General features: G+C 64.7%; 18 protein-coding genes. 12 read left to right on the forward strand and 6 right to left on the reverse strand.

Annotated elements, in window-relative coordinates:
- Window positions 1–15: 15 nt before the first annotated feature.
- Both plsY and dprA read left to right on the forward strand, forming a co-directional pair.
- Window positions 16–630, forward strand: coding sequence for a glycerol-3-phosphate 1-O-acyltransferase PlsY (plsY, locus tag C8J36_RS06075; RefSeq protein WP_132533420.1), 615 nt, complete (start codon window positions 16–18; stop codon window positions 628–630).
- Window positions 631–636: 6 nt separating this feature from the next.
- Window positions 637–1,833, forward strand: a complete 1,197-nt coding sequence (gene dprA, locus C8J36_RS06080) for a DNA-processing protein DprA (RefSeq protein WP_132533422.1) — start codon at window positions 637–639, stop codon at window positions 1,831–1,833.
- On the opposite strand, the gene C8J36_RS06085 is transcribed toward dprA, so the two are convergent.
- Window positions 1,762–2,019 carry a hypothetical protein gene (locus C8J36_RS06085; RefSeq protein ID WP_132533424.1) on the reverse strand — a complete coding sequence of 86 codons (258 nt, stop codon included), beginning with the start codon at window positions 2,017–2,019 and terminating at the stop codon, window positions 1,762–1,764. The genes dprA and C8J36_RS06085 overlap by 72 nt on opposite strands.
- 409 nt (window positions 2,020–2,428) lie before the next feature.
- Here C8J36_RS06085 and topA point away from each other — a divergent pair, with 409 nt between their 5' ends.
- The 6 genes from topA (at window position 2,429) to rpmG (ending at window position 10,202) form a co-directional block, all read left to right on the forward strand.
- A complete protein-coding gene (gene topA, locus C8J36_RS06090; protein ID WP_132533931.1) occupies window positions 2,429–5,125 on the forward strand; it encodes a type I DNA topoisomerase in 2,697 nt (898 codons plus the stop codon).
- Between the two features lie 138 nt (window positions 5,126–5,263).
- Window positions 5,264–7,501, forward strand: a complete 2,238-nt coding sequence (rnr, locus tag C8J36_RS06095) for a ribonuclease R (RefSeq protein ID WP_132533933.1) — start codon at window positions 5,264–5,266, stop codon at window positions 7,499–7,501.
- Between the two features lie 21 nt (window positions 7,502–7,522).
- Window positions 7,523–7,981 carry a DUF983 domain-containing protein gene (locus C8J36_RS06100; protein WP_132533426.1) on the forward strand — a complete coding sequence of 153 codons (459 nt, stop codon included), beginning with the start codon at window positions 7,523–7,525 and terminating at the stop codon, window positions 7,979–7,981.
- Entirely contained in the window at window positions 7,981–8,751 is a 771-nt protein-coding gene (locus C8J36_RS06105) for an NUDIX domain-containing protein (RefSeq protein WP_165914968.1), read from the forward strand. Before C8J36_RS06100 ends, C8J36_RS06105 begins: the two co-directional genes overlap by 1 nt.
- A gap of 9 nt (window positions 8,752–8,760) precedes the next feature.
- Window positions 8,761–9,945 carry an MFS transporter gene (locus tag C8J36_RS06110; protein ID WP_132533427.1) on the forward strand — a complete coding sequence of 395 codons (1,185 nt, stop codon included), beginning with the start codon at window positions 8,761–8,763 and terminating at the stop codon, window positions 9,943–9,945.
- Window positions 9,946–10,034: 89 nt separating this feature from the next.
- Window positions 10,035–10,202 (forward strand): 50S ribosomal protein L33, encoded by a 168-nt coding sequence (gene rpmG / locus C8J36_RS06115; RefSeq protein ID WP_062468365.1) that lies wholly within the window; start codon window positions 10,035–10,037, stop codon window positions 10,200–10,202.
- 610 nt (window positions 10,203–10,812) lie between these two features.
- Here rpmG and C8J36_RS06120 read toward each other — a convergent pair.
- Window positions 10,813–12,180: a PleD family two-component system response regulator gene (locus tag C8J36_RS06120; protein ID WP_132533429.1), complete on the reverse strand. Its 1,368-nt coding sequence runs from the start codon at window positions 12,178–12,180 to the stop codon at window positions 10,813–10,815.
- 119 nt (window positions 12,181–12,299) lie between these two features.
- The gene (locus C8J36_RS06125; protein WP_062468369.1) at window positions 12,300–12,671 is read right to left on the reverse strand and encodes a response regulator; all 372 of its coding nucleotides are present in this window, start codon (window positions 12,669–12,671) and stop codon (window positions 12,300–12,302) included.
- Window positions 12,672–12,830: 159 nt separating this feature from the next.
- Here C8J36_RS06125 and C8J36_RS06130 point away from each other — a divergent pair, with 159 nt between their 5' ends.
- The 3 genes from C8J36_RS06130 to C8J36_RS06140 all read left to right on the forward strand — a co-directional run bounded on the left by C8J36_RS06130 (window position 12,831) and on the right by C8J36_RS06140 (window position 15,235).
- Window positions 12,831–13,106 carry a DUF3572 domain-containing protein gene (locus tag C8J36_RS06130; protein WP_132533431.1) on the forward strand — a complete coding sequence of 92 codons (276 nt, stop codon included), beginning with the start codon at window positions 12,831–12,833 and terminating at the stop codon, window positions 13,104–13,106.
- On the forward strand, window positions 13,103–13,780 hold the full coding sequence (locus C8J36_RS06135; RefSeq protein WP_165914969.1) for a hypothetical protein: 678 nt from the start codon (window positions 13,103–13,105) through the stop codon (window positions 13,778–13,780). The genes C8J36_RS06130 and C8J36_RS06135 overlap by 4 nt, the downstream gene beginning before the upstream one ends.
- A 219-nt stretch (window positions 13,781–13,999) precedes the next feature.
- Window positions 14,000–15,235 (forward strand): L,D-transpeptidase family protein, encoded by a 1,236-nt coding sequence (locus C8J36_RS06140; RefSeq protein ID WP_132533939.1) that lies wholly within the window; start codon window positions 14,000–14,002, stop codon window positions 15,233–15,235.
- 43 nt (window positions 15,236–15,278) lie between these two features.
- Here the strand turns inward: C8J36_RS06140 and dnaE are convergent, their stop codons facing one another.
- A complete protein-coding gene (gene dnaE, locus C8J36_RS06145; protein ID WP_132533433.1) occupies window positions 15,279–18,788 on the reverse strand; it encodes a DNA polymerase III subunit alpha in 3,510 nt (1,169 codons plus the stop codon).
- A 328-nt stretch (window positions 18,789–19,116) separates the two neighbouring features.
- Between dnaE and C8J36_RS06150 the strand changes: the two genes are divergently transcribed.
- Window positions 19,117–19,503, forward strand: a complete 387-nt coding sequence (locus tag C8J36_RS06150) for a VOC family protein (RefSeq protein ID WP_132533435.1) — start codon at window positions 19,117–19,119, stop codon at window positions 19,501–19,503.
- Window positions 19,504–19,549: 46 nt separating this feature from the next.
- On the opposite strand, the gene C8J36_RS06155 is transcribed toward C8J36_RS06150, so the two are convergent.
- Entirely contained in the window at window positions 19,550–20,236 is a 687-nt protein-coding gene (locus C8J36_RS06155; RefSeq protein ID WP_062596628.1) for an ABC transporter ATP-binding protein, read from the reverse strand.
- 13 nt (window positions 20,237–20,249) lie between these two features.
- Window positions 20,250–21,638 carry a lipoprotein-releasing ABC transporter permease subunit gene (locus tag C8J36_RS06160; protein WP_244481275.1) on the reverse strand — a complete coding sequence of 463 codons (1,389 nt, stop codon included), beginning with the start codon at window positions 21,636–21,638 and terminating at the stop codon, window positions 20,250–20,252.
- Between the last annotated feature and the right edge of the window lie 2 nt (window positions 21,639–21,640).

A 21,640-nucleotide genomic window follows, 5' to 3' on the forward strand; every position in this document is an offset into this window, starting at 1 on the left:
CACGAGGGGGCATTCATGGACATCTTCATCTGGCCGCTGACGTCCCTTCTGACGCTCGGCCTTCTTCTTTTCGGATATCTGCTCGGCTCGATCCCGTTCGGGCTGATCCTGACGCGGGCGGCCGGACTCGGCGATGTCCGCAAGATCGGCTCGGGCAATATCGGCGCGACCAACGTGCTGCGCACCGGCAACAAGAAGCTGGCGGCCGCGACGCTGCTTTTCGATGCGCTGAAGGGAACGCTGGCGGCGGCGGCCGCCGCCTATGTCTTCGGTCCGGACGCCGGCATCGCTGCCGGTTTCGGTGCGTTTCTCGGGCATCTCTTTCCGGTCTGGCTCGGTTTCAAGGGCGGCAAGGGCATCGCGACCTATATCGGCGTGCTGCTCGGCCTTGCGCCTCTCGTCGTCCTCGTCTTTGCCGCCTGCTGGCTGATCGTCGCCAAGGTCACGCGCTATTCCTCGTTGTCGGCCCTCGTCGCGACCGTCGTGGTGCCGATCGTCCTTCTCGTTGCCGGATATGGGCGCATCGGCCTCCTCTTCGTCGTGTTGAGCGTCATCACCTGGATCAAGCATCGGCCCAATATCGAGCGGCTGATCGCGGGAACGGAAGGCCGGATCGGCCAGAAAGGTTAGGCGTCGATGAGCGACAGCGCGAAGGCCCCCGGTGGCAGAGGTATCGCGCTGACGGATCGTCAAAGGATCGCCTGGCTGCGCCTGATCCGCTCCGACAATGTCGGCCCCGTGACCTTTCGCGACCTCATCAACCATGTCGGCTCGGCCGAGACCGCGCTGGAGATGCTGCCCGAGCTTTCGCGCCGCGGCGGCTCCACCCGCGCGATCCGCATCGCGACGGTGGCGGAGGCCGAGCGGGAACTTGCCATCGCCGCCCGCTGCGGCGCGCGATTCGTCGGTATCGGCGAGCCGGACTATCCCGCAGCGCTTCGCCAGATCGACGGCGCACCGCCGCTCCTCGCCGTCAAAGGCCGCGTTGCGACCGGCACCGCGCCGGCGCTCGGGATTGTCGGTGCGCGCAACGCCTCCATCAGCGGTGCCAAATTCGCCGCCCTGATCGCCCGCGACGTCGGGCGGGCGGGCTATACGATCATTTCGGGGCTTGCGCGCGGCATCGATACCGCCGCCCATCGCGCAAGCCTCGACACCGGCACGATCGCGGTTCTGGCCGGTGGTCTCGACATGCCGTATCCGCCCGAAAACATCTCCCTGCTCGAGGAAATCACCGGCGGACAGGGCCTCGCCATCAGCGAGATGCCGTTCGGATGGGAGCCGCGGGCACGCGACTTCCCCCGCCGCAACCGCCTGATCGCCGGCGTCGCGCTCGGGCTTGCGGTCATCGAGGCTGCGAGCCGGTCCGGCTCGCTGATCACGGCGCGCTATGCCGCCGATTTCGGGCGTCTGGTCTTTGCGGTGCCGGGATCGCCGCTCGATCCCCGCTGTCATGGCACCAACGGTCTCCTGAAGGACGGTGCCGTGGTGACGACGGAAGCGCGCGACATTCTGGAAGCGCTGGCGCCCCTCAGTCGCATCGACCTGTTCGACCAACCGCAGGCGCGCGAGGCAGAGGACGAGGCGGACGGGGGCGCCGCGTTGGAGACGGACCTGGGGTCCGGAACACGGCCGGCAGCCCAGCCGCCCGGCGAGCGCGAGCGCGAAACCATCATCGATGCGCTGGGGCCGACGCCGGTCGATATCGACGACATCATCCGCCACACCGACCTTCCCGCCTCCGCGGTCTACCTCGTGCTGCTAGAGCTTGATCTTGCCGGCCGGCTGCACCGGCACCCCGGCGGCCGCGTTTCCCTCGACCTTCTTGGCTGACAGGGCCCGGCGTCCGGACATCAGATCGCCCGCCTCGACATAGGCCATCTCCAGGAGATAGCAGAGCATGTCCGCCCCCTTCTCGTCGGCCACGCCGCGCAACTCTCCCAGCATCTGACGGATATAGGCAAGGCTCTCGTCTGCGGGCGTCGCGGGAACGGCGGAGTCATTATATACGGGCACCATGAATACGTCCTAATGGGCTTGTCCTCGATCCCGAAAAGGCAGCCGACAGCAAACGCGGCAACGGCCGTCGGGCCGTCACCACCGCTCGTTCGTCGATGTGCATTCTCGTCTCGGCAAGACGATAACCCAAATATTCCTAATTGCAATGATAACATTATCCCTCAAAGGTTGTGGCGCGTTGTATTCGGTCTCCGGAGGCTCTCGCTCGAACCTCGTCGCAGGATGATCATCAAACCCCTGTAAATGAACGGGTTACAGACCCCTTTCGCGTCCATTCAAACTGGCTAATTTCATGCTCACCACTTGACCGCGATGAAATCCCCCTCCATGTCGAGGCTTCAAAAGTTCCCGGCGTGACGGCCGAGGGAAGTCTGTCACCCCTCTCCTATGGTTGCTGAATCCTATGACCATGAATGTCGTCGTCGTTGAATCGCCGGCCAAAGCAAAGACCATCAACAAGTATCTCGGCCCCGGCTACACGGTTCTGGCCTCGTTCGGTCACGTTCGCGACCTTCCGGCCAAGGACGGCTCGGTCAAGCCCGACGAGGACTTCGCCATGCTCTGGGAGGTGGACAGTGCGTCCGCCAAGCGGATGAACGACATCGGCACCGCGCTGAAGAACGCCGACGGCCTCATTCTCGCGACCGACCCGGATCGCGAAGGCGAAGCGATTTCGTGGCACGTGCTCGATCTTCTGCGCAAGAAGAAGCTGATCGGCGACAAGCCGGTCAGCCGCGTCGTCTTCAACGCCATCACCAAGAAGGCCGTGCTCGACGCGATGGCCAATCCGCGCGACATCGACGTTCCCCTGGTCGATGCCTATCTGGCGCGCCGCGCGCTCGACTATCTCGTCGGCTTCAACCTGTCGCCCGTGCTGTGGCGCAAGCTGCCCGGCGCCCGGTCGGCCGGCCGTGTGCAGTCCGTCGCGCTGCGGCTCGTCTGCGACCGCGAGTCGGAGATCGAACGCTTCGTCTCGGAAGAATACTGGAACCTCTCAGCCATCCTCAGGACCCCGCGCGGCGACGATTTCGAGGCCCGCCTCGTGGCCGCCGACGGCAAGCGGCTGCAGGCGCGCTCGGTTGGCAATGGCGAGCAGGCGAGTGACCTGAAGGCCCTGCTCGAGGGCGCCTCCTATGTCGTCGATACGGTCGAGGCAAAGCCGGTCAAGCGCAACCCCTCGCCGCCCTTCACCACATCGACGCTGCAGCAGGCGGCCTCGTCCAAGCTCGGCTTCTCCGCCTCGCGCACCATGCAGGTCGCCCAGCGCCTGTATGAAGGTCTGGACCTCGGCGGCGAAACCGTCGGTCTGATCACCTATATGCGAACCGACGGCGTGCAGATGGCGGCGGAGGCGATCGACGCCGCCCGCAGCGCGATCGGCGACCAGTTCGGTGCGCGCTACGTGCCCGAGAAGGCCCGCCTCTACTCGACCAAGGCGAAGAACGCGCAGGAAGCCCACGAAGCCATCCGCCCGACGGACTTCACCCGCACGCCGGATCAGCTGCGCCGCTTCCTGGATGCCGATCAGCTGCGGCTCTACGACCTGATCTGGAAGCGCGGCATCGCCAGCCAGATGGCCTCGGCGGAGATCGAGCGGACCACCGTCGAGATCCTTGCCGAGAACGGGGGCCGCAAGGCCGGCCTGCGGGCCGTCGGCTCCGTCATCCGCTTCGACGGCTTCATCGCCGCCTATACGGACCAGAAGGAAGATGGCGAGCAAAGCGACGACGGCGAGGACGAAGGCCGCCTGCCCGAGATCAAGGCGCGTGAAAGCGTTGCCAAGCAGACGATCAATGCGAGCCAGCATTTCACCGAGCCGCCGCCGCGCTATTCGGAAGCCAGCCTCATCAAGCGCATGGAAGAGCTCGGCATCGGCCGCCCCTCGACCTATGCCTCGACGCTCGCCACCCTGCGCGACCGCGAATATGTCGTCATCGACAAGCGCAAGCTGATCCCCGAAGCGAAGGGCCGTCTCGTCACGGCGTTCCTCGAAAGCTTCTTCCACCGCTATGTCGAGTATGACTTCACTGCATCGCTGGAGGAAAAGCTCGACCGGATCTCGGCCGGCGAACTCAACTGGAAGGACGTGCTTCGCGACTTCTGGAAGGATTTCTTCGCGCAGATCGAGGACACCAAGGAACTGCGGGTCACCAATGTCCTCGATGCGCTGAACGAGGAACTTGCGCCGCTCGTCTTCCCCAAGCGCGAGGACGGCAGCGATCCCCGGATCTGTCAGGTCTGCGGCACCGGCAAGCTGTCGCTGAAGCTCGGCAAGTATGGTGCCTTCGTCGGTTGCTCGAACTATCCGGACTGCAATTTCACGCGCCAGCTGTCCTCGGACGGCGATGCGGAAGCGCAGGCCTCGAACGAGCCGCAGGCGCTCGGCAAGGACCCGCATACGGACGAAGAGATCACGCTGCGCAATGGCCGTTTCGGACCTTACGTCCAGCGCGGCGACGGCAAGGAAGCCAAGCGCTCCAGCCTGCCCAAGGGCTGGACGCCGGCAAGCATCGACCACGAGAAGGCCTTGGCGCTCCTTTCGCTGCCGCGCGATATCGGGCAGCACCCCGAGAGCGGCAAGATGATCTCCTCCGGCCTGGGCCGCTACGGGCCGTTCATCCTGCATGACGGAAAATATGCGAACGTGGAGACCATCGAGGACGTGTTCTCGATCGGCCTCAACCGCGCCGTCTCCGTGCTGGCCGACAAGGCTTCGAAGGGCCCGGCCGGTCGCGGCGCTGCCGTCGCAGCACTGAAGGACCTCGGCGAGCATCCCGATGGCGGTGCCATCACCGTTCGCGACGGGCGCTACGGACCCTATGTCAACTGGGGCAAGGTCAACGCGACCCTGCCCAAGGGCAAGGATCCGACCTCGGTGACGCTGGAGGAGGCGCTGCCTCTGCTTGCAGAACGTGCGGGCAAGGCGAAACCTGTGAAGGCCAAGGTCGTTAAGGCGAAGCCGGCGAAGGCCAAGGCTGCGGCGGACGGCACCGAGAAGGTCGCCAAGCCGCGCGCCGCGGCGAAAGCAAAGCCGGCGGCAAAGACGACGAAGACGAAGGCGGCCGCAAAACCCAAGACGGCTGCCGCCAAGGCACAGAAGGGATAGACCGTGAGCAAATCGCCCCGCATCGGCCTGAGACGGACCGCAAAGCCCTCGGTCCGGCTGGCCCGTGCGGGCACGGCCCTGCCCCCTGCCGACGACACGCCGATCATCCACGGCGCCGTGCCGCCGCGTGATGTGCTCATGCGCTTCATCGCGGAAAATCCCGACAAGGCCTCCAAGCGCGAGATCTCCCGCGCCTTCGGCCTCAAGGGCGAGGCGCGCATCGCGCTGAAGGCGGCTTTGCGGGATCTGGAAGACGACGGCCTCGTGGAGAAGAAGCGCAAGTCGCTCGTTCGGCCCGGCGCGCTGCCCCCGGTCACCGTTCTCGACATCACCACCCGCGACAAGGACGGCGAACTCGTCGCCCGACCGGCCGAATGGCCGGACGATGCCGGCGTCGCCCCCGCCGTTCTCATTCGCCAGTCGAGCGTCGCCAAGGCCAAGGGCAAGATGCCCGTCGGCGGCATCGGCGACCGGGTGCTCGCCAAGATCTTCCCTTCCAAGGAGCCGACGGGCCCCGCCTATACGGCGCGCATCGTCAAGGTTCTCGACCGCCGCCGCAATGCGAATGCCGCGCTCGGCGTCTTCCGGGAGATGCCGGCCGGCACCGGCCGCATCATGCCGATCGACAAGCGCGGCGAGGAGATGGACGTCGAGGCGAGCGGCGTCGGCGAGGCCAAGGACGGCGATCTGGTCGAGGTCGAAATCGTTCGTTCCGGCCGGTTCGGACTGGCCAAGGCCGAGGTGAAATCGGTGATCGGCTCCGTCGCCTCGGAAAAGGCGATCTCGATGATCGCGATCCACGCGCACGGCATCCCCTATATCTTCCCCGACAGCGTCATCCGCGACGCCGATGCCGCCGGCCCGGCCACCATGTCGCACCGCGAGGACTGGCGCTCCCTGCCGCTCATCACCATCGATCCGGCCGACGCCAAGGACCATGACGACGCCGTGCATGCGGAGCCGGACACATCGCCCGAAAACGAAGGCGGCGTGATCGTCACCGTCGCCATTGCCGACGTCTCCTGGTACGTGCGCCCGAAATCCGCGCTCGACAACGAAGCGCTGAAGCGTGGCAACTCGGTCTATTTCCCGGACAGGGTCGTGCCGATGCTGCCCGAGCGCATTTCCAACGAGTTGTGTTCGCTGAAAGAAACGGTCGATCGGCCGGCGCTGGCCGTGCGCATGCGCTTTACCCGCGAAGGCCGCAAGATCGGGCACACCTTCCACCGCATCATGATGAAGAGCGCCGCCAAGCTCTCCTACAGCCAAGCCCAGGCGGCCATCGACGGCGCGCCGGACGACAAGACCGGGCCGCTGTTGGAGCCGATCCTCAAGCCGCTCTGGGACGCCTATCGCATCCTCACCGTGGGACGGAACCGGCGCCAGCCGCTCGAACTCAACATGCCCGAGCGCAAGATCCTGCTGAAGCCCGACGGCACGGTCGATCGCGTCTTCGTGCCGGACAGGCTCGACGCGCACAAGCTGATCGAGGAAATGATGATCCAGGCCAATGTGGCGGCCGCGGAAACGCTGGAGATCAAGCGCCAGCCGCTCGTCTACCGCGTCCACGATGCCCCGTCGCTGGCCAAGCAGGAAACGCTGCGCGAGTTCCTCGCCACGCTCGACCTGACGCTGGTCAAGGGCGGCAATATGCGCGCGAACCATTTCAACGGCATTCTCGCGAAGGCCGAGGAGCAACCCTACGAGACCATCGTCAACCAGATGGTGCTGCGCTCGCAGAGCCAGGCGGTCTACAGCCCCGAGAATATCGGCCATTTCGGCCTGAACCTGATGAAGTACGCCCACTTCACCTCGCCCATCCGCCGCTATGCCGACCTCATCGTCCACCGGGCGCTGGTCGGCGCGCTGGGGCTAGGCGACGGCGGCATCACGCCGGCGGAGGAAGGGGCGCTGGAAGATATTGCTGCGGAGATCTCGACCTTCGAGCGCCGCGCGATGGCGGCAGAGCGCGACACGATCGACCGGCTGATCGCCCATCACCTGAGCGGCCGCGTCAACGAGGAATTCGACGGCCGCGTCTCCGGCGTCACGAAATCCGGCCTGTTCATCTCCCTGCCGCAATATGGCGCGGACGGTTTCGTGCCGATCTCGACGCTCGGCCGGGACTATTTCATTTTCGACGAAGCGCACATGGCGCTGGTCGGCGACAAGACGGGTCTCGGCTATCGCCTCGGCGACGAGGTGCGGGTGAAGCTGATCGATGCCGTGCCGCTGGCGGGCGCCCTGCGCTTCGAGATGCTGGATGAAGGCCGCAAGATGCCGACGGCGACGCGCTCGTTCCACAAGGCGGGACGCCGCGACAGGCCCGGCGCGCGCAAGGCGCCCGGCACCCGGCCGCCGCGTGGGCGGCGCTGACCGATGGCAAACGGTGACCGCATGAGCGAGACATTCACGGAAACGGCAACGCTGCATCTCGGCGATGCGCCAATCCGCGATCGCCCGGTCGGGCGGTCCATCCGCCGCGGGCTTCTCAATCGTTGCCCGAACTGCGGCGAGGGACGCATGTTCGGGCGCTTCCTCAAGGTCAACGATAGCTGCGCCGTCTGTGAAGAGGCGCTGCATCATCATCGGGCGGACGACTTTCCGCCGTATATCGTCGTCACCATCGTCGGCCATCTGGTTCTCGGAGGCTTCATGATGACGGAAATGCTGGTGGCGCTGTCGAACTGGCAGCACCTCGCCATCTGGGTGCCGATCACGATCCTCGGTTCGCTCGCCCTGATGCAGCCGGTCAAGGGCGGTGTCGTCGGGCTGCAATGGGCGCTTCGGATGCACGGGTTCGGCGGGCACGAAGATCGCCCCGAAGACGAATTGCCGTCGCAGGATCGCGCCTGATGCGCAGCAATGCCGCTGCGGCAGGCGGTGCGTTCGGGGCCGTGCCCAAGCCTATCAGGGAGACGATCGAGAAGCCGCTCGGGCGCCCGGTCGATGGCCCTGCAAAGGCCCTGCGCCCGCGCCTCGCAGCCTCCATCCTGCTGCTCGATCGGAGCGGGCGCGACGTTCGCGTGCTGGTCGGCCGGCGCAGCAAGCAGCATGTCTTCATGCCGGACGTGCACGTGTTTCCCGGTGGACGACGCGATCCCGGCGATCACCGGATCGCCTTTGCGCGCGACCTTCCCGCGCCGCTTCTCGACCGTCTGGTCGGCATCTATCGCGGTCGCCTCTCCGTCTGCGCCGTGCGCGCGCTGGCGCTTGCCGCCCTGCGGGAGCTGCACGAGGAAACGAACCTTGCGGTCGGCCCCTCCTGGACGGACAGCGATCGACCCGCGGGATGCCTGCCGTTCCGGCCGGATCTCGAATGTCTGCGCTACGTCGCCCGGGCGTTGACGCCGCCCGGACACGTGCGGCGATTCGACACTCATTTCTTCGCCCTGTTCACCGACGAGACCGATCTCGACTTGGCCGTGCTGCAGGACAGCCGGGAACTGGAGGACTTTCGCTGGGTTCCGGTCGGCGATCCCACCGAGGTCGCCATACCCGATATCACCGCGCGCATTCTGCAAGCCGTGCACACAAGGCTTGACGCCGACCCGTTGCTCGGCTTTGACGGCACCGTGCCGTATTTCCACGTCCGGAATGGACGCCCCATCCGCGATCTTCTGTGAGGACACCGAATGTCTCAGACGACCCCTGGCTCGTCTCGGCCGGTTGAGGATATCCATTGGCTGTCGCTGATCGCGGCCCTGGCCGCCGTGACCACGGTCGGCATCGCCATCGGCCTCGGCGTGCCTCTCCTCAGCTTCATCATGGAGCGTCGCGGGGTCTCCTCGACGCTGATCGGCCTCAATTCCACCGTGGCCGGGCTCGCCTCCATGGTCGCAGCCTCGTTCACGACGCGGCTGGCGCACCGATTCGGCGTCGCGCAGGTCATGGTCGTGGCGGTCCTGCTCGCCGCGGCACCCGCGCTCGGCTTCTATTTCGTGGAAAACTTCTGGCTCTGGTTCCCGCTGCGAATCGTCTTCCAGAGCGGAATCACCATCCTCTTCGTGCTTTCGGAGTTCTGGATCAACGCCACGGCCCCCTCGCATCGCCGCGGGCTCGTGTTCGGCATCTACGGCACGGTTCTCTCGCTCGGCTTTGCAGCCGGGCCCCTGCTCTTCTCCCTGCTGGGCAGCGAGGGCATCCTGCCCTTTGCGGTCGGTGCCGGCATCATCCTCCTCGGCGCCATTCCGATCATCATCGCCCGCAAGGCAAGCCCCGATATCGACGAGATGCCGGAGATGCACTTCCTGCGCTATGTCTACATGGTGCCGATGGCGACGGCTGCCGTCTTCGTCTTCGGCGCCGTGGAATATGGCGGCCTCTCGCTGTTTCCGGTCTATGGCACACGCGTCGGCTTCTCCGAATCGCAGGCCGCCCTGCTCCTGACCATCATGGGCGTCGGCAATCTCATCTTCCAGATCCCGCTCGGCCTGCTGTCGGACCGCATGAAGGACCGCCGCAAGCTGCTGGTGGCCCTGACCGTGATCGGCTTTGCCGGCGCGCTCAGCCTGCCCGTGCTTTCGACCAACTGGTACGCGCTCGCCGCGATCCTCCTGCTCTGGGGCGGCATCATCTCCGGGCTCTACACGATCGGCCTCAGCCATCTCGGCTCCCGGCTCCACGGGCCGGAACTGGCGGCCGCCAATGCGGCCTTCGTGTTCTGCTACGCGCTCGGCACCGTGGCCGGCCCGCAGGTCATCGGCGCCTCCATGGATGTGTTCGGCAATGACGGCTTTGCCTGGTCGATCGCCGCTTTCTTCGGGCTTTACATCGTGCTTTCCCTGGTTCGGCTGGTTTATAACCCGAAACGGGGTTGACTTTTCGGGCGCGATTTGTAGTTTCGCGCCAAGCTCGCCGGGACCTTTAGACCAAGTCCGGCTTTGTTATTTCAGAAGGCAGGACGACCATGGCGAAAGCTGCAAAAATCAAGATCAAGCTGCTGTCGACGGCCGACACGGGTTTCTTCTACGTGACCTCGAAGAACAGCCGTACGAAGACAGACAAGTTCAGCATGACGAAGTACGACCCGGTCGTGCGCAAGCATGTCGAATTCAAGGAAACCAAGATCAAGTAAGATCGGGTTTTCCATCTGCTGAAAAAGGCGCCGACGATTTCGTCAGGCGCCTTTTTTGCGTCTCCTACGCATTGAGAATCTGGCCTTCCGGCCAAGGATTTTTAGTGGCTCCTGTTTCCGGTTCGCGAAGCGATCAGCCGGAAACCGCATCAGGAATGGTCCCCGCAGGCCGGCGGCGGCAACGAAAAAACGCCGCTCCTGAAACCAGAAGCGGCGTTGGATGGATGCCGGCCGGCACGCAAGCGGCACGAGGAACCACTGTTGCGCACCGGCCGACGACCCCACGACCCAGGAGATGCGGCGGACCTGACATCATGGGGTAACTGATCGGCTTGGGAGCTTCTTGTCTCCCCTGAAGAGAACATCGGCGAAATACCGAAGAAAATCAATGAAATCTTAAAGCTTGGCTCGCTTTGATACAGTCATGGTTAACAGTAACCATGACGTGCAGCGCGATTCGGGAGAAATTGCGGCCATGTTCGACCACAGGTCGCCGGATGTGCGCGATTGTCGCACAACTGCGTGATGGTGCGCGGGCGCAGGATGTCATGGCTCGATGTCAGTGGAAAGACGGACGACCGTCGATCGTTGATTCCACCTTGCGGTCGCCTCAGGCGGCGGCCCCCACCACCTGGTTGCGACCGTTGCGCTTGGCCTGATAGAGCGCCGTGTCAGCGCGCTTGAGCAGGCCGTCGGGCGTTTCCCCGGCCGGGTCGAGCACGGCAATCCCCATCGATGCCGTGATGGAGAGCGTCGTGCCGCGATCCTGCAGGAGGAACGGCGTCGTCTCGACGCTCGCGCGGAGCCGCTCGGCAATCTCACTCGCGGTCGCGACATCCGTGTCGGGCATCACCAGCACGAACTCCTCGCCGCCGAATCGGCAGGCGAGATCCGCGCCGCGGACGGTGGTGCGCAGGCGCCGGGCGAATTCGCGCAGCACCTCGTCGCCGGCGTCGTGGCCGTAGGTGTCGTTGACCGCCTTGAAGCGGTCGATATCCGCCACGCAGATCGACAGGCTGCGGCCGCGCTTCGTCGCACGCTCGATCAGCAGCTTGAGATGGTTGTCGAGGTAGCGCCGATTGTGCAGCCCCGTCAGGCCGTCGGTGATGGCAAGCTCGATGGTCTGGTGGACGCTGAGCCGCAGGCGGTCGTTGCACTGCTTGCGCCGGATCTGCGTGAGCGACCGGGCGATCAGCTCGTTCGGATCGATCGGGCGCATGATGTAATCGGTCACCCCGAGATCGAGTGCGCGCACGACAAGGTCCTCGGCGCCCTGCTCGGCCACCAGGAGGATCGGGATGTAGCGTGTCCGCTCCAGAGAGCGCAGCTGCGAGCAGAGCCGCAGCGGGTCGTAGTCGTCGAAATTCGCGTTGACGATGACGAGGTCGAAAGCTTGTTCGGCCGCCTCGAACAGGGCTGCCTGCGGGTCGCTGATGATCGTCAGGCCGGCGACGGGCTTCAGGGCGCGGGAGATGCGGTCCTGCGAGCTGGCACGGGCATCCACGAGCAGAATGTTTCCCGGCTCGTCGGGACGCTCGGCCCGCGAGAGATCCTCGAAGCCGACGCTCTTTGCCGTCTCGGCCCGCAGACGCAGCTCGTCGCTGACGTTCTTCAAGCGCACGAGGCTTTTGACCCGCGACATCAGTTGCAGGTCGTTGACCGGCTTGGTCAGAAAATCGTCAGCGCCGGCCTTCAGGCCCCGCACCCGATCGGAAGGCTGGTCGAGGGCGGTGACCATGACGACGGGAATATGGGCCGTCTTCGGATTGGCCTTCAGCCGCTCGCACACCTCGAAGCCGTCGATGCCGGGCATCATGATGTCGAGGAGGATGATGTCGACGGGCCGGCTGTCGCAGATGGCGAGCGCCTGATAGCCGTCGGAGGCCGTGAGGACGTCGAAATATTCCGCCACGAGCCGCGCTTCCAGCAATTTGACGTTTGCCGGGATGTCGTCGACGACGAGTATGCGTGCGGTCATGCGGTGCGTCCTGTCCTATCGCCCCCGGCCTTCAAGGGCCGATCCGGCCGATGCGAGGGATACCATGATCACTCCAGCGCGCCTTCATGGCGGCTTCGTCGCGGCGTTGCGGGCGTCGATCAGCCGTCGCCGAGATAGGTCTTGATGGTCTCGATGAACTTCGGCACCGAAATCGGCTTGGAAACATAGGCCTCGCAGCCGCCTTGGCGGATCCGCTCCTCGTCGCCCTTCATGGCGAAGGCCGTGACGGCGATGACCGGGATGACATGGAGTTCGTCGTCCTCCTTCAGCCACTTGGTGACCTCCAGCCCGGAGACTTCCGGAAGCTGGATGTCCATGAGAATGAGGTCGGGCCGATGCTTGCGGGCGAGGTCGAGCGCCTCCAGGCCGTTGCGTGTCTGAATGGTCGTGTAGCCCGATGCTTCGATCAGGTCGCGGAAGAGCTTCATGTTCAGCTCATTGTCCTCGACGATCATAACCTGTTTCGGCATATCAGAACCTTCCGCGTCTACGGCCATGGCCGGGGGTCATTCCGTCGGCTGCAAGACCAGCAATCGCGCATGACGTATGAAGGATTAGGCCTATTTGGTTGAAAAAAAGGTAATCATGGGCCAGAAAAGCCAACGTGTTTCGCAAGAGGGTGGAAAACAGTGACGACAGCCGATGAGACCGCCATTGCCGTGCTCGGCTGGCTTGCAGGCGAGCCCGAGCTTCTCGGCCGCTTTCTGGCGCTGACCGGCACGGACCCGACCCGCCTGCGCGGCGCGGTCGGCGATCCTGGCTTCATGGCGGGCCTCCTGGATTTCGTCATGGACCACGAGCCGACGCTCTTGCAGTTCTGCGAGGCGACCGGCACGAAGCCCGAAGCCGTCGCGCGCGCGCATGCCGCGCTCTCCGGCTTCCGTGGCGATACGGGCAGCGCATGACCATCGAGACGATCGATCCGCAGCACCCCCTCTGCTTCGACCATATCACGCTGACCGACCGGCCGCTGATCGTCTGCGATATCGACGAGGTGGTCCTGGAATTCGTCACGCCCTTTCAGACGTTCCTGAAGGCCGGCGGGCGGGAGCTTCTGCCGCGCTCGTTCCGGCTGCATGGCAATATCGTGCCGCTTGGCAGCACCGAGCCCGTTCCGGACGCGATGGTGCCGACGCTGCTGGAAGACTTCTTCCAGACGCAGGATGCCTGGCAGACGCCGGCCCGACAGGCGGCCGAGACGCTGGCGGATCTCTCCGGCGAGGCGGATATCGTCTTCCTCACCGCCATGCCCCCGCGCCACACCGAGGTGCGTCGCCGGCTGCTCGACCGGCACGGGCTCTCGGCCTATCCGCTGCTGGCGACCGAGGCGCCGAAGGGCCCGGTCGTGCGGCAGCTCCACGATGCGCGCGACGTGCCCGTGGTCTTCATCGACGATATTCTGCGCAATCTGGAATCCGTGCGCGCGCATGCGCCGGACTGCCTCCTGATCCGGCTGATGGCCAATGCGGAGTTTCTGGCGATGGCGCCTGCACCGAGCGAGGGCATCGAATCGGCCGCCGACTGGGCGGATGCGGCCCGTATCATCCGACGGCATCTGCAGCACGGTTCACATCTCTAAGAGACCCTGGTCTAAGAGACCCTGGCGGGACGACGGAGGCCTGCGACCCGAGCCGCTCGATCATGCCCGGGGTGGCGTCCCGCGTTTTCCACAGGCATCACCCTTTGGTGATCGGAATATGACGTTCTGCCCGATCTTCCGAGCCCCTGAGCAAAGCTTCCTTAAACCTCTTCCCGTAGCCTTCACCCTGTTCGAATGATCCGGATGGTGTCGATGGTTTTGCGTTTTCCTCTCGGTCTCGGGCTCCTGTTGCTCGCCCTCGCCAGCACGACGGCGTATGCAGCCGACGGCACCTCGCCGCTGCAGATCGTGGTCTCCAAGGACAAGCAGTCGCTGGTGGTCTATGACGGCGCCTCGGTGGTCGCGACGTCGAAGGTGTCCTCCGGCAAGCGCGGCCATGACACGCCGACCGGCATCTTCTCCATCCTCGAAAAAAGCCGCTACCACGAATCCAACATCTATTCGAACGCCCCGATGCCGTTCATGCAGCGCCTGACCTGGTCAGGCATCGCGCTGCATGCCTCCAACAGCGTTCCCTCCTATCCCGCCTCGCATGGCTGCGTGCGCCTGCCCAACGCCTTTGCCAAGACGCTCTTCAAGATGACGGAGCGCGGTTGGCATGTGGTGATTTCGGACCGGCCGATCGCACCGCAACCCGTGTCGCACGGTTTCCTGTTCCAGCCGTCGGCGCCGGAGCAGCAGTTGCTGTCGGATGTGACGCTGCGCCCGGCCATGTCCCAGATCACGAGCGGTACTGTCGAAGTCGCGATGAGCGAGCCCGCGCCGTCCCCGCCGGCTGCGCCATCTGCGCGTGCCGAAGACACCCGCGAGCCGATCCGCATCCTGATCACCCGGCGCGGAATGCGCGAACTCACGCTCGATGTGCAGGCCGCGCTCAACGGTTTGGGCTATGATGCGGGCGTGCCGGACGGTGCGCTCGGCAGCCAGTCCATCGCCGCGATCCGTGCTTTCGAACTGGCAGAGGGGCGAGAGCCGAAGGGCCGTGTGACGCCGGAGCTGGTGGACGCGCTCTTCCGGAAGGCGAACCTGCCGCCCCCGGCCAATGGCCAGCTTCTGGTCCGCCGCGCCTTCACGCCGCTCTTCGAAGCACCGGTGACGATTGCCGCGCCGGAGATCGCACTCGGCGCCCACTTCTACCAGTTTCAGGACATCGACGCTGCGACCGGCAAGGGCAGCTGGTTTTCTCTCTCGCTCGACAACGTCATTCCCAAGGGGATGAAATCGCGTCTGGGCATCACGACCGACGATGACGCCTTTGCCTATAACGCGGCAACGCGCGTGCTCGACCGCATCCAGATGACGGACGACTTGCGGGAGAAGGTCGAGGACCTCCTCGCCCCCGGTTCCTCGCTCACCGTTTCCGACATGGGTCTCGGCCCGGAGACCGGGCGCGGAACCGACTTCGTGACCATCACGCATCCTGCCAAAGGCTGACGCGGGACCGCCTCCCATCCGGTTAAACCCGCAGTCGACAGGTCTAAGAGATCAGCTCGACGTCGATGACGCCGGGCGCCGTCTTCAGGGCGGCGGCGATCTCCGCGGAGATCCGGTACGTGTCGCCCAGCTCCACTTCGATCTCGCGCTGGCCATTGTCCTTGACGATGATGAAGGACACCTGCCCGTCGCCCTTCGTGTTCAGATGCGTCGCAACCGAGCGCAGAGGACCGCTGTCGCGGACATAGACACGCAACGCCTTCTGCATCTGGAACGAACGCTCCTCCAGCGACTGCAGGGTCTGGATGCGCAGGCCGATGCCTTCCGGCCGTTCCTCCGCCTGCACGGTCATCACCAATGATTTCCCCGGCTCCAGCAGGTCGCGATATTGCTGCAGCATCTCCGAGAACAGGACGGCTTCGAACTGCCCCGACGAATCGGAGAAGGTGACGATGCCCATCTTGTTGCCCGTGCGCGTTTTCCGCTCCTGCTTCGAGGTGACGGTACCGGCCAGACGCCCGGCCGTGTTGCCTTTTTTCACCGACAGGGCGAAATCGGCAAAGGTCTGACAGCGGATCTTTGCCAGGAGATCGTTATAGGTGTCGAGCGGATGGGCCGACAGGTAGAAACCGAGCACCTGGAATTCCCGCTGCAGCTTCTCCGAGGCAAGCCAGGGCGTGAAATCCGGCAGGCTGATCTTTTCCGGCCCCGTGGCCGCACCGGCCCCGAACATGTCGCTCTGACCGCTCACCTTGTCGGTGAGCGCACGCTGCGCAAAGCCCAGGATCCGGTCGAGACCACCGCTCAGCTGCGCCCGGTCATAGCCGAAGCCATCGAAGGCACCGGCGAAGATCAGGCTTTCGAAGACGCGGCGGTTCAGCAGCTTCGGGTCGATGCGCAGGCAGAAATCCTCGAGGCTCTTGAACGGGGTCTCGCCCCGCACCGCCACGATATGATCCACGGCTGCCTCGCCCACGCCCTTGATGGCCGAGAGCGAGTAGAAGATGCAGGTGTCGCCCGTCTCGAACCGGCGGAACGAGGTCTGGACGGAGGGGGGAACGACGGTGATGCCGAGACGGCCGGCATCCTGACGGAAGTCGACGAGCTTTTCCGTGTTGCCCATATCGAGCGTCATGGACGCCGCCAGGAACTCGACCGGATAGTGCGCTTTCAGATAGGCCGTCTGGTAGGAGACGATCGCATAGGCCGCCGCATGGCTCTTGTTGAAGCCGTAATTGGCGAATTTCGCGAGCAGGTCGAAGATCATGTCGGCCTGCGGCTTCGACACGCCGTTTTTCACCGCACCATCGACGAAACGCGCCCGCTGCTTGTCCATCTCCTCCTTGATCTTCTTGCCCATGGCCCGGCGCAGAAGATCGGCCTCGCCGAGCGAATAGCCCGAGAGAACCTGGGCGATCTGCATCACCTGTTCCTGATAGACGATGACGCCCTGCGTCTCCTTCAGCAGGTAGTCGATGGTCGGGTGGATCGATTCGATCTCTTCCTCGCCATGCTTTCGCGCATTGTAGACGGGGATGTTCTCCATCGGGCCGGGCCGATAGAGCGCAACCAGCGCGATGATGTCCTCGATGCAGTCGGGCCGCATGCCGATCAGCGCCTTGCGCATGCCCGCACTTTCCACCTGGAACACGCCGACCGTGTCGCCCTTGGACAGCATCTCGTAGGTCTTGGCGTCGTCGAGCGGCAAGGCTTCCAGCGCCACATGGATGTCGCGCTTGGCGATGAAATCCACGGCGGTCTTCAACACGGTCAGCGTCTTCAGGCCGAGAAAGTCGAATTTCACGAGGCCGGCCTGCTCGACCCACTTCATGTTGAACTGGGTCACCGGCATGTCGGAGCGCGGATCGCGGTACATCGGCACCAGCTTCGACAGCGGCCGGTCGCCGATGACGATGCCGGCGGCATGGGTCGATGCGTGGCGGTAGAGCCCCTCGATCTTCTGGGCGATATCGAGCAGGCGGCCGATGACGGGCTCCTTGTCGACCTCCTCCTGGAAGCGCGGCTCGTCCTCGATGGCCTTGGCGAGGGTGACCGGGTTCGCCGGATTGTTCGGCACCATCTTGCAGATCTTGTCGACCTGGCCATACGGCATTTCCAGCACGCGGCCGACGTCCCGCAGCGCGGCGCGCGCCTGCAGCGAGCCGAAGGTGATGATCTGCGCCACCTGCTCGCGGCCATATTTCGCCTGCACGTAGCGGATGACCTCTTCGCGCCGGTCCTGGCAGAAGTCGATATCGAAGTCGGGCATCGACACGCGTTCCGGATTGAGAAAGCGTTCGAACAGCAGCGAAAAGCGCAGGGGATCGACGTCGGTGATCGTCAGGGCATAGGCAACGAGCGAGCCCGCACCCGAGCCGCGGCCGGGGCCGACCGGGATATCCTGCAGCTTGGCCCATTTGATGAAATCGGCAACGATCAGGAAGTAGCCCGGAAACTTCATGCGCTCGATGACGCCGAGTTCGAAATCCAGCCGCTCGCGATAATCCGTCTCGCTATAGCCCGGCGACAGGCCAAGCTTCTGCATCCGCTCGTCCAGACCCTCGATCGCCTGGCGGCGAAGCTCGCGCGTTTCCGCCCGCTCGGCCTCCGCCGGATCGTCGGATGCGCCGGTGAAGCGGGGAAGGATCGGCGCCCGCGTCTTCAGGACGAAGGTACAGCGACGCGCCACCTCGATCGTGTTGTCGAGCGCCTCCGGCAGATCGGCAAAGAGTTTTGCCATCTCCTGCCGGCTCTTGAGATAATGGTCGGGGGTCAGGCGAAAGCGCGTGTCGTCGGACACCATGGCATTGTGCGCCACGGCCATCAGGGCGTCGTGCGCGTCATAATCGCCAGGCGTCGGGAAGAAGGGTTCGTTGGTCGCGACCAGCGGCAGCTCCAGCCGGTAGGCAAGATCGATCACCCGGTTTTCGTGGCGCTTGTCGTAGCGTCCGTGCCGCTGCAGTTCGATATAGAGACGATCGCCGAAGAGCTCCATCAGGCAGCGCGTGCGCGCCTCGGCGAGCGTTGCATGCCCCGAGCGGATCGCCATGTCGATCGGCCCGCCGCTCGCACCCGTCAACGCGATCAGCCCGTCGGTACCGATCTCCTTCAGCCAGGAAAGGCCGATCCGGACGCTCTGGTTCCCCTCCCCGCCGAGATAGGCCCGGCTGACGAGATCCACCAGATTGACATAGCCCTGATCCGTCGCCGCGATGAGCACGATGGCGGGAAGCTTGGCAAGGTGCTGGGCGTGCCCGCGCTTCTCGCCTTCCACCTCGTCTTCCATGTCGATCGACAGCTGGCAGCCGATGAGCGGCTGGATGCCGTCATCCATGCATTTCAGCGAGAATTCGAGCGCCGCGAACAGATTGTTGGTATCGGCGATGCCGATCGCCGGCTGGGCGTCGACCACCGCCTTGCCGATGATCTTCTTGATCGGCAAAGCGCCTTCGAGCAGGGAGAACGCCGAATGGGTTCTCAGATGGACGAACTGGGCCACCGGCTTGTCGCCATTGCCCGTCCCGCCCGCGAAGCTTCCGCCTGCATCCGCCATAGGTCACTCCGACTCTTGCATGAGATGAGAGCATACGCGTTTCAGGCGCGCGAAGCGACAAGGGCGTCGCGTTTCTCCCCCGGAACTTGTCCGGCGGACAGAGGACGAGGTGCTAGAGACCGAGAAGCAGAATGGAGAAGCTGGCGATGAACATGGCGACGGAGGTCAGTGCGGCGAGATCACGAAGGAAGTCGGACATGGCGTTCTCCTTTTGGTTATGTTCTTTTTATGTACTCTTTTTGTTCCTTGATCAAGGGCGGATTTTCGGCGATGGTTAAGAAATTCCAGCCGACTCGGCGCAGCTCTCAACCTTGAAACGGAGACCATCATGCTCGACCATATCGGCTTTCCCGTCGGCGATTTCGCGCGCGCCGCCGCTTTCTACGACGCGGCGCTGGCGCCGCTCGGCATCACGCGGCAGATGGCGGTGACCGTGGAGATGACCGGCAAGGCGTCGCATCTCGGCTACGGGACGCCCGGCAGCCTGTTCTTCTGGATCAGCAGCGGCGAAGCGATATCCGGCAGCCTGCACGTGGCCTTTGCGGCGGAGAGCCGCGAGCGCGTGGATGCCTTCTACGCCGCAGCGATTGCGGCCGGCGGGCGCGACAATGGCGCGCCGGGACTGCGGCCGCATTATCATGAACATTATTATGGCGCGTTCGTGCTCGATCCGGATGGCCACAACATCGAGGCCGTCTGCCACGCGGCCGTTTAAGGCCGCGCGCCGCGCCTCATGCCAGTTCGCCTTGTTCCAGTTCGCGTCATTCCAGTTCGACGACCTTGCCGTCCTGCAGCGTGATCCGCCGGTCCATCTTGGAGGCCAGGTCGTAATTGTGCGTGGCGATCATCGCGGCAAGGCCCGACTGCTTGACCAGGGCCTTCAGCGCTTCGAAGACATAGCCGGCCGTCTCGGGATCGAGATTGCCGGTCGGCTCGTCGGCCAGCAGGACGAAGGGCGCATTGGCCACGGCCCGGGCGATCGCCACGCGCTGCTGCTCGCCGCCCGACAGTTCCGACGGGCGATGGTCGGCGCGATGACCGATGCGCATGTAGTCGAGCAAGGCCGAAGCCCGCTCGCGCGCTTCCTTCTTGGAGAGGCCGGCGATCAGCTGCGGCATCATGATGTTTTCGACCGCCGTGAATTCCGGCAGAAGATGGTGGAACTGGTAGACGAAGCCGATCTCGTTGCGGCGGATGGCCGTGCGCTCGGGATCGCTGAGAGTGCCGCAGGCGCGCCCATTGATCGAGACTTCGCCGCCATCGGGCCGCTCCAGCAGACCGGCGAGGTGCAGCAGCGTCGATTTGCCGGTGCCGGAGGGGGCGACCAGCGCGACCGTCTGCCCGCCGAGCAGGCGGAAATCCGCGCCCTTGAGGATCGAGAGCGCCTGTTCGCCCTGGCTGTAATGGCGCTCGACGCCGGAAAGCTCTAGTGCCACGCGAGGGGCCATCATTTCGTTCCTGTCACTCGTAACGCAGCGCCTGGACGGGATCCAGTCGCGAGGCCCGCCAGGCGGGGAAGATGGTTGCCAGAAACGACAGTCCGATGGCCATGCCAACGACCGCGACGGTCTCGCCGAGGTTCATGTCCGCCGGCAGCTGGCTGAGGAAGTAGAGTTCCGGATTGAAGATCGTCGTGCCCGAGATCCAGGAGAAGAACTGGCGGATCGATTCGATGTTGAGACAGACGACGACGCCGAGGGCGACGCCCGCCAGCGTGCCGACGATGCCGATGGCCGCGCCGGTCATGAAGAAGATGCGCATGACGGCGCCGGATGTCGCGCCCATCGTGCGCAGGATGGCGATGTCGCTGCCCTTGTCCTTCACCAGCATGATGAGGCCCGAGACGATGTTGAGCGCGGCCACCAGCACGATCAGGGTCAGGATCATGAACATCACGTTGCGCTCGACCTGCAGGGCCGAGAAGAAGGTCTTGTTGCGGTCGCGCCAGTCGCTGATCAGCACCTGCCTCTGGGCGGCCTGCTCCACCGGCTGCCGCAGGCTGTCGACGAGGTCGGGGTTTTCGACGAAAAGCTCGATCGACTGGGCGATGCCTTCCGCATTGAAATAGAGCTGCGCTTCTTCCAGCGGCATGAAGATGATCGACGCATCATATTCCGACATGCCGATCTCGAAGATCGCGGAGACGGTGTAGGATTTGACGCGCGGATTGACGCCCATGGGCGTCACATCGCCTTCGGGCGCCACCAGCGTGATGGTGCTGCCGGCCTGCAGGCCGAGCTGGTCGGCCATGCGCGAGCCGATCGCCACGCCGCCGCCGGTGGCATATCCGGTGAGATCGCCCGATTTCAGGTGATCGGAAATCGACTTCATCTTCGCAAGATCGTCGGCGCGCACGCCGCGCACCAGCGCACCCGTGCCGGCGCCACCCGGACCGGAGGCCAGCGTCTGCCCCTCGATCATCGGAATCGCCATGGTGACGCCCTTGATGCCGGAAAAGCGGGTGGCGAGATCGGCATAATTGTCGAGCGGGCCGTCCAGCGGCTGCACGATCATGTGGCCGTTGATGCCGAGAATGCGGGAAATGAGTTCGGTGCGAAACCCGTTCATCACCGCCATGACGATGATGAGCGTGGCCACGCCGAGCATGATGCCGATGAAGGAGAAGCCGGCGATCACCGAGATGAAGGCTTCCTTGCGCCGCGAGCGCAGGTAGCGCCAGGCCACCAGCCGCTCGAAGCTTGAAAAGGCACGGCTGGAGGCCGGCTTCGATGCCTTGCCGCTCGACGGCGTTTCCTTCGGCGGCGCGCCCTTCGAGGCTGTCTTCAGTCCGGTCTGGGACGGCGGTGCCGACGCCTTTGCCGGTTTCGGGTCCGTGGAAGCGGCGCTCATGC

Source organism: Rhizobium sp. PP-F2F-G48 (assembly GCF_004342335.1).
In the GTDB taxonomy this organism is placed as follows: Bacteria; Pseudomonadota; Alphaproteobacteria; order Rhizobiales; family Rhizobiaceae; genus Ferranicluibacter.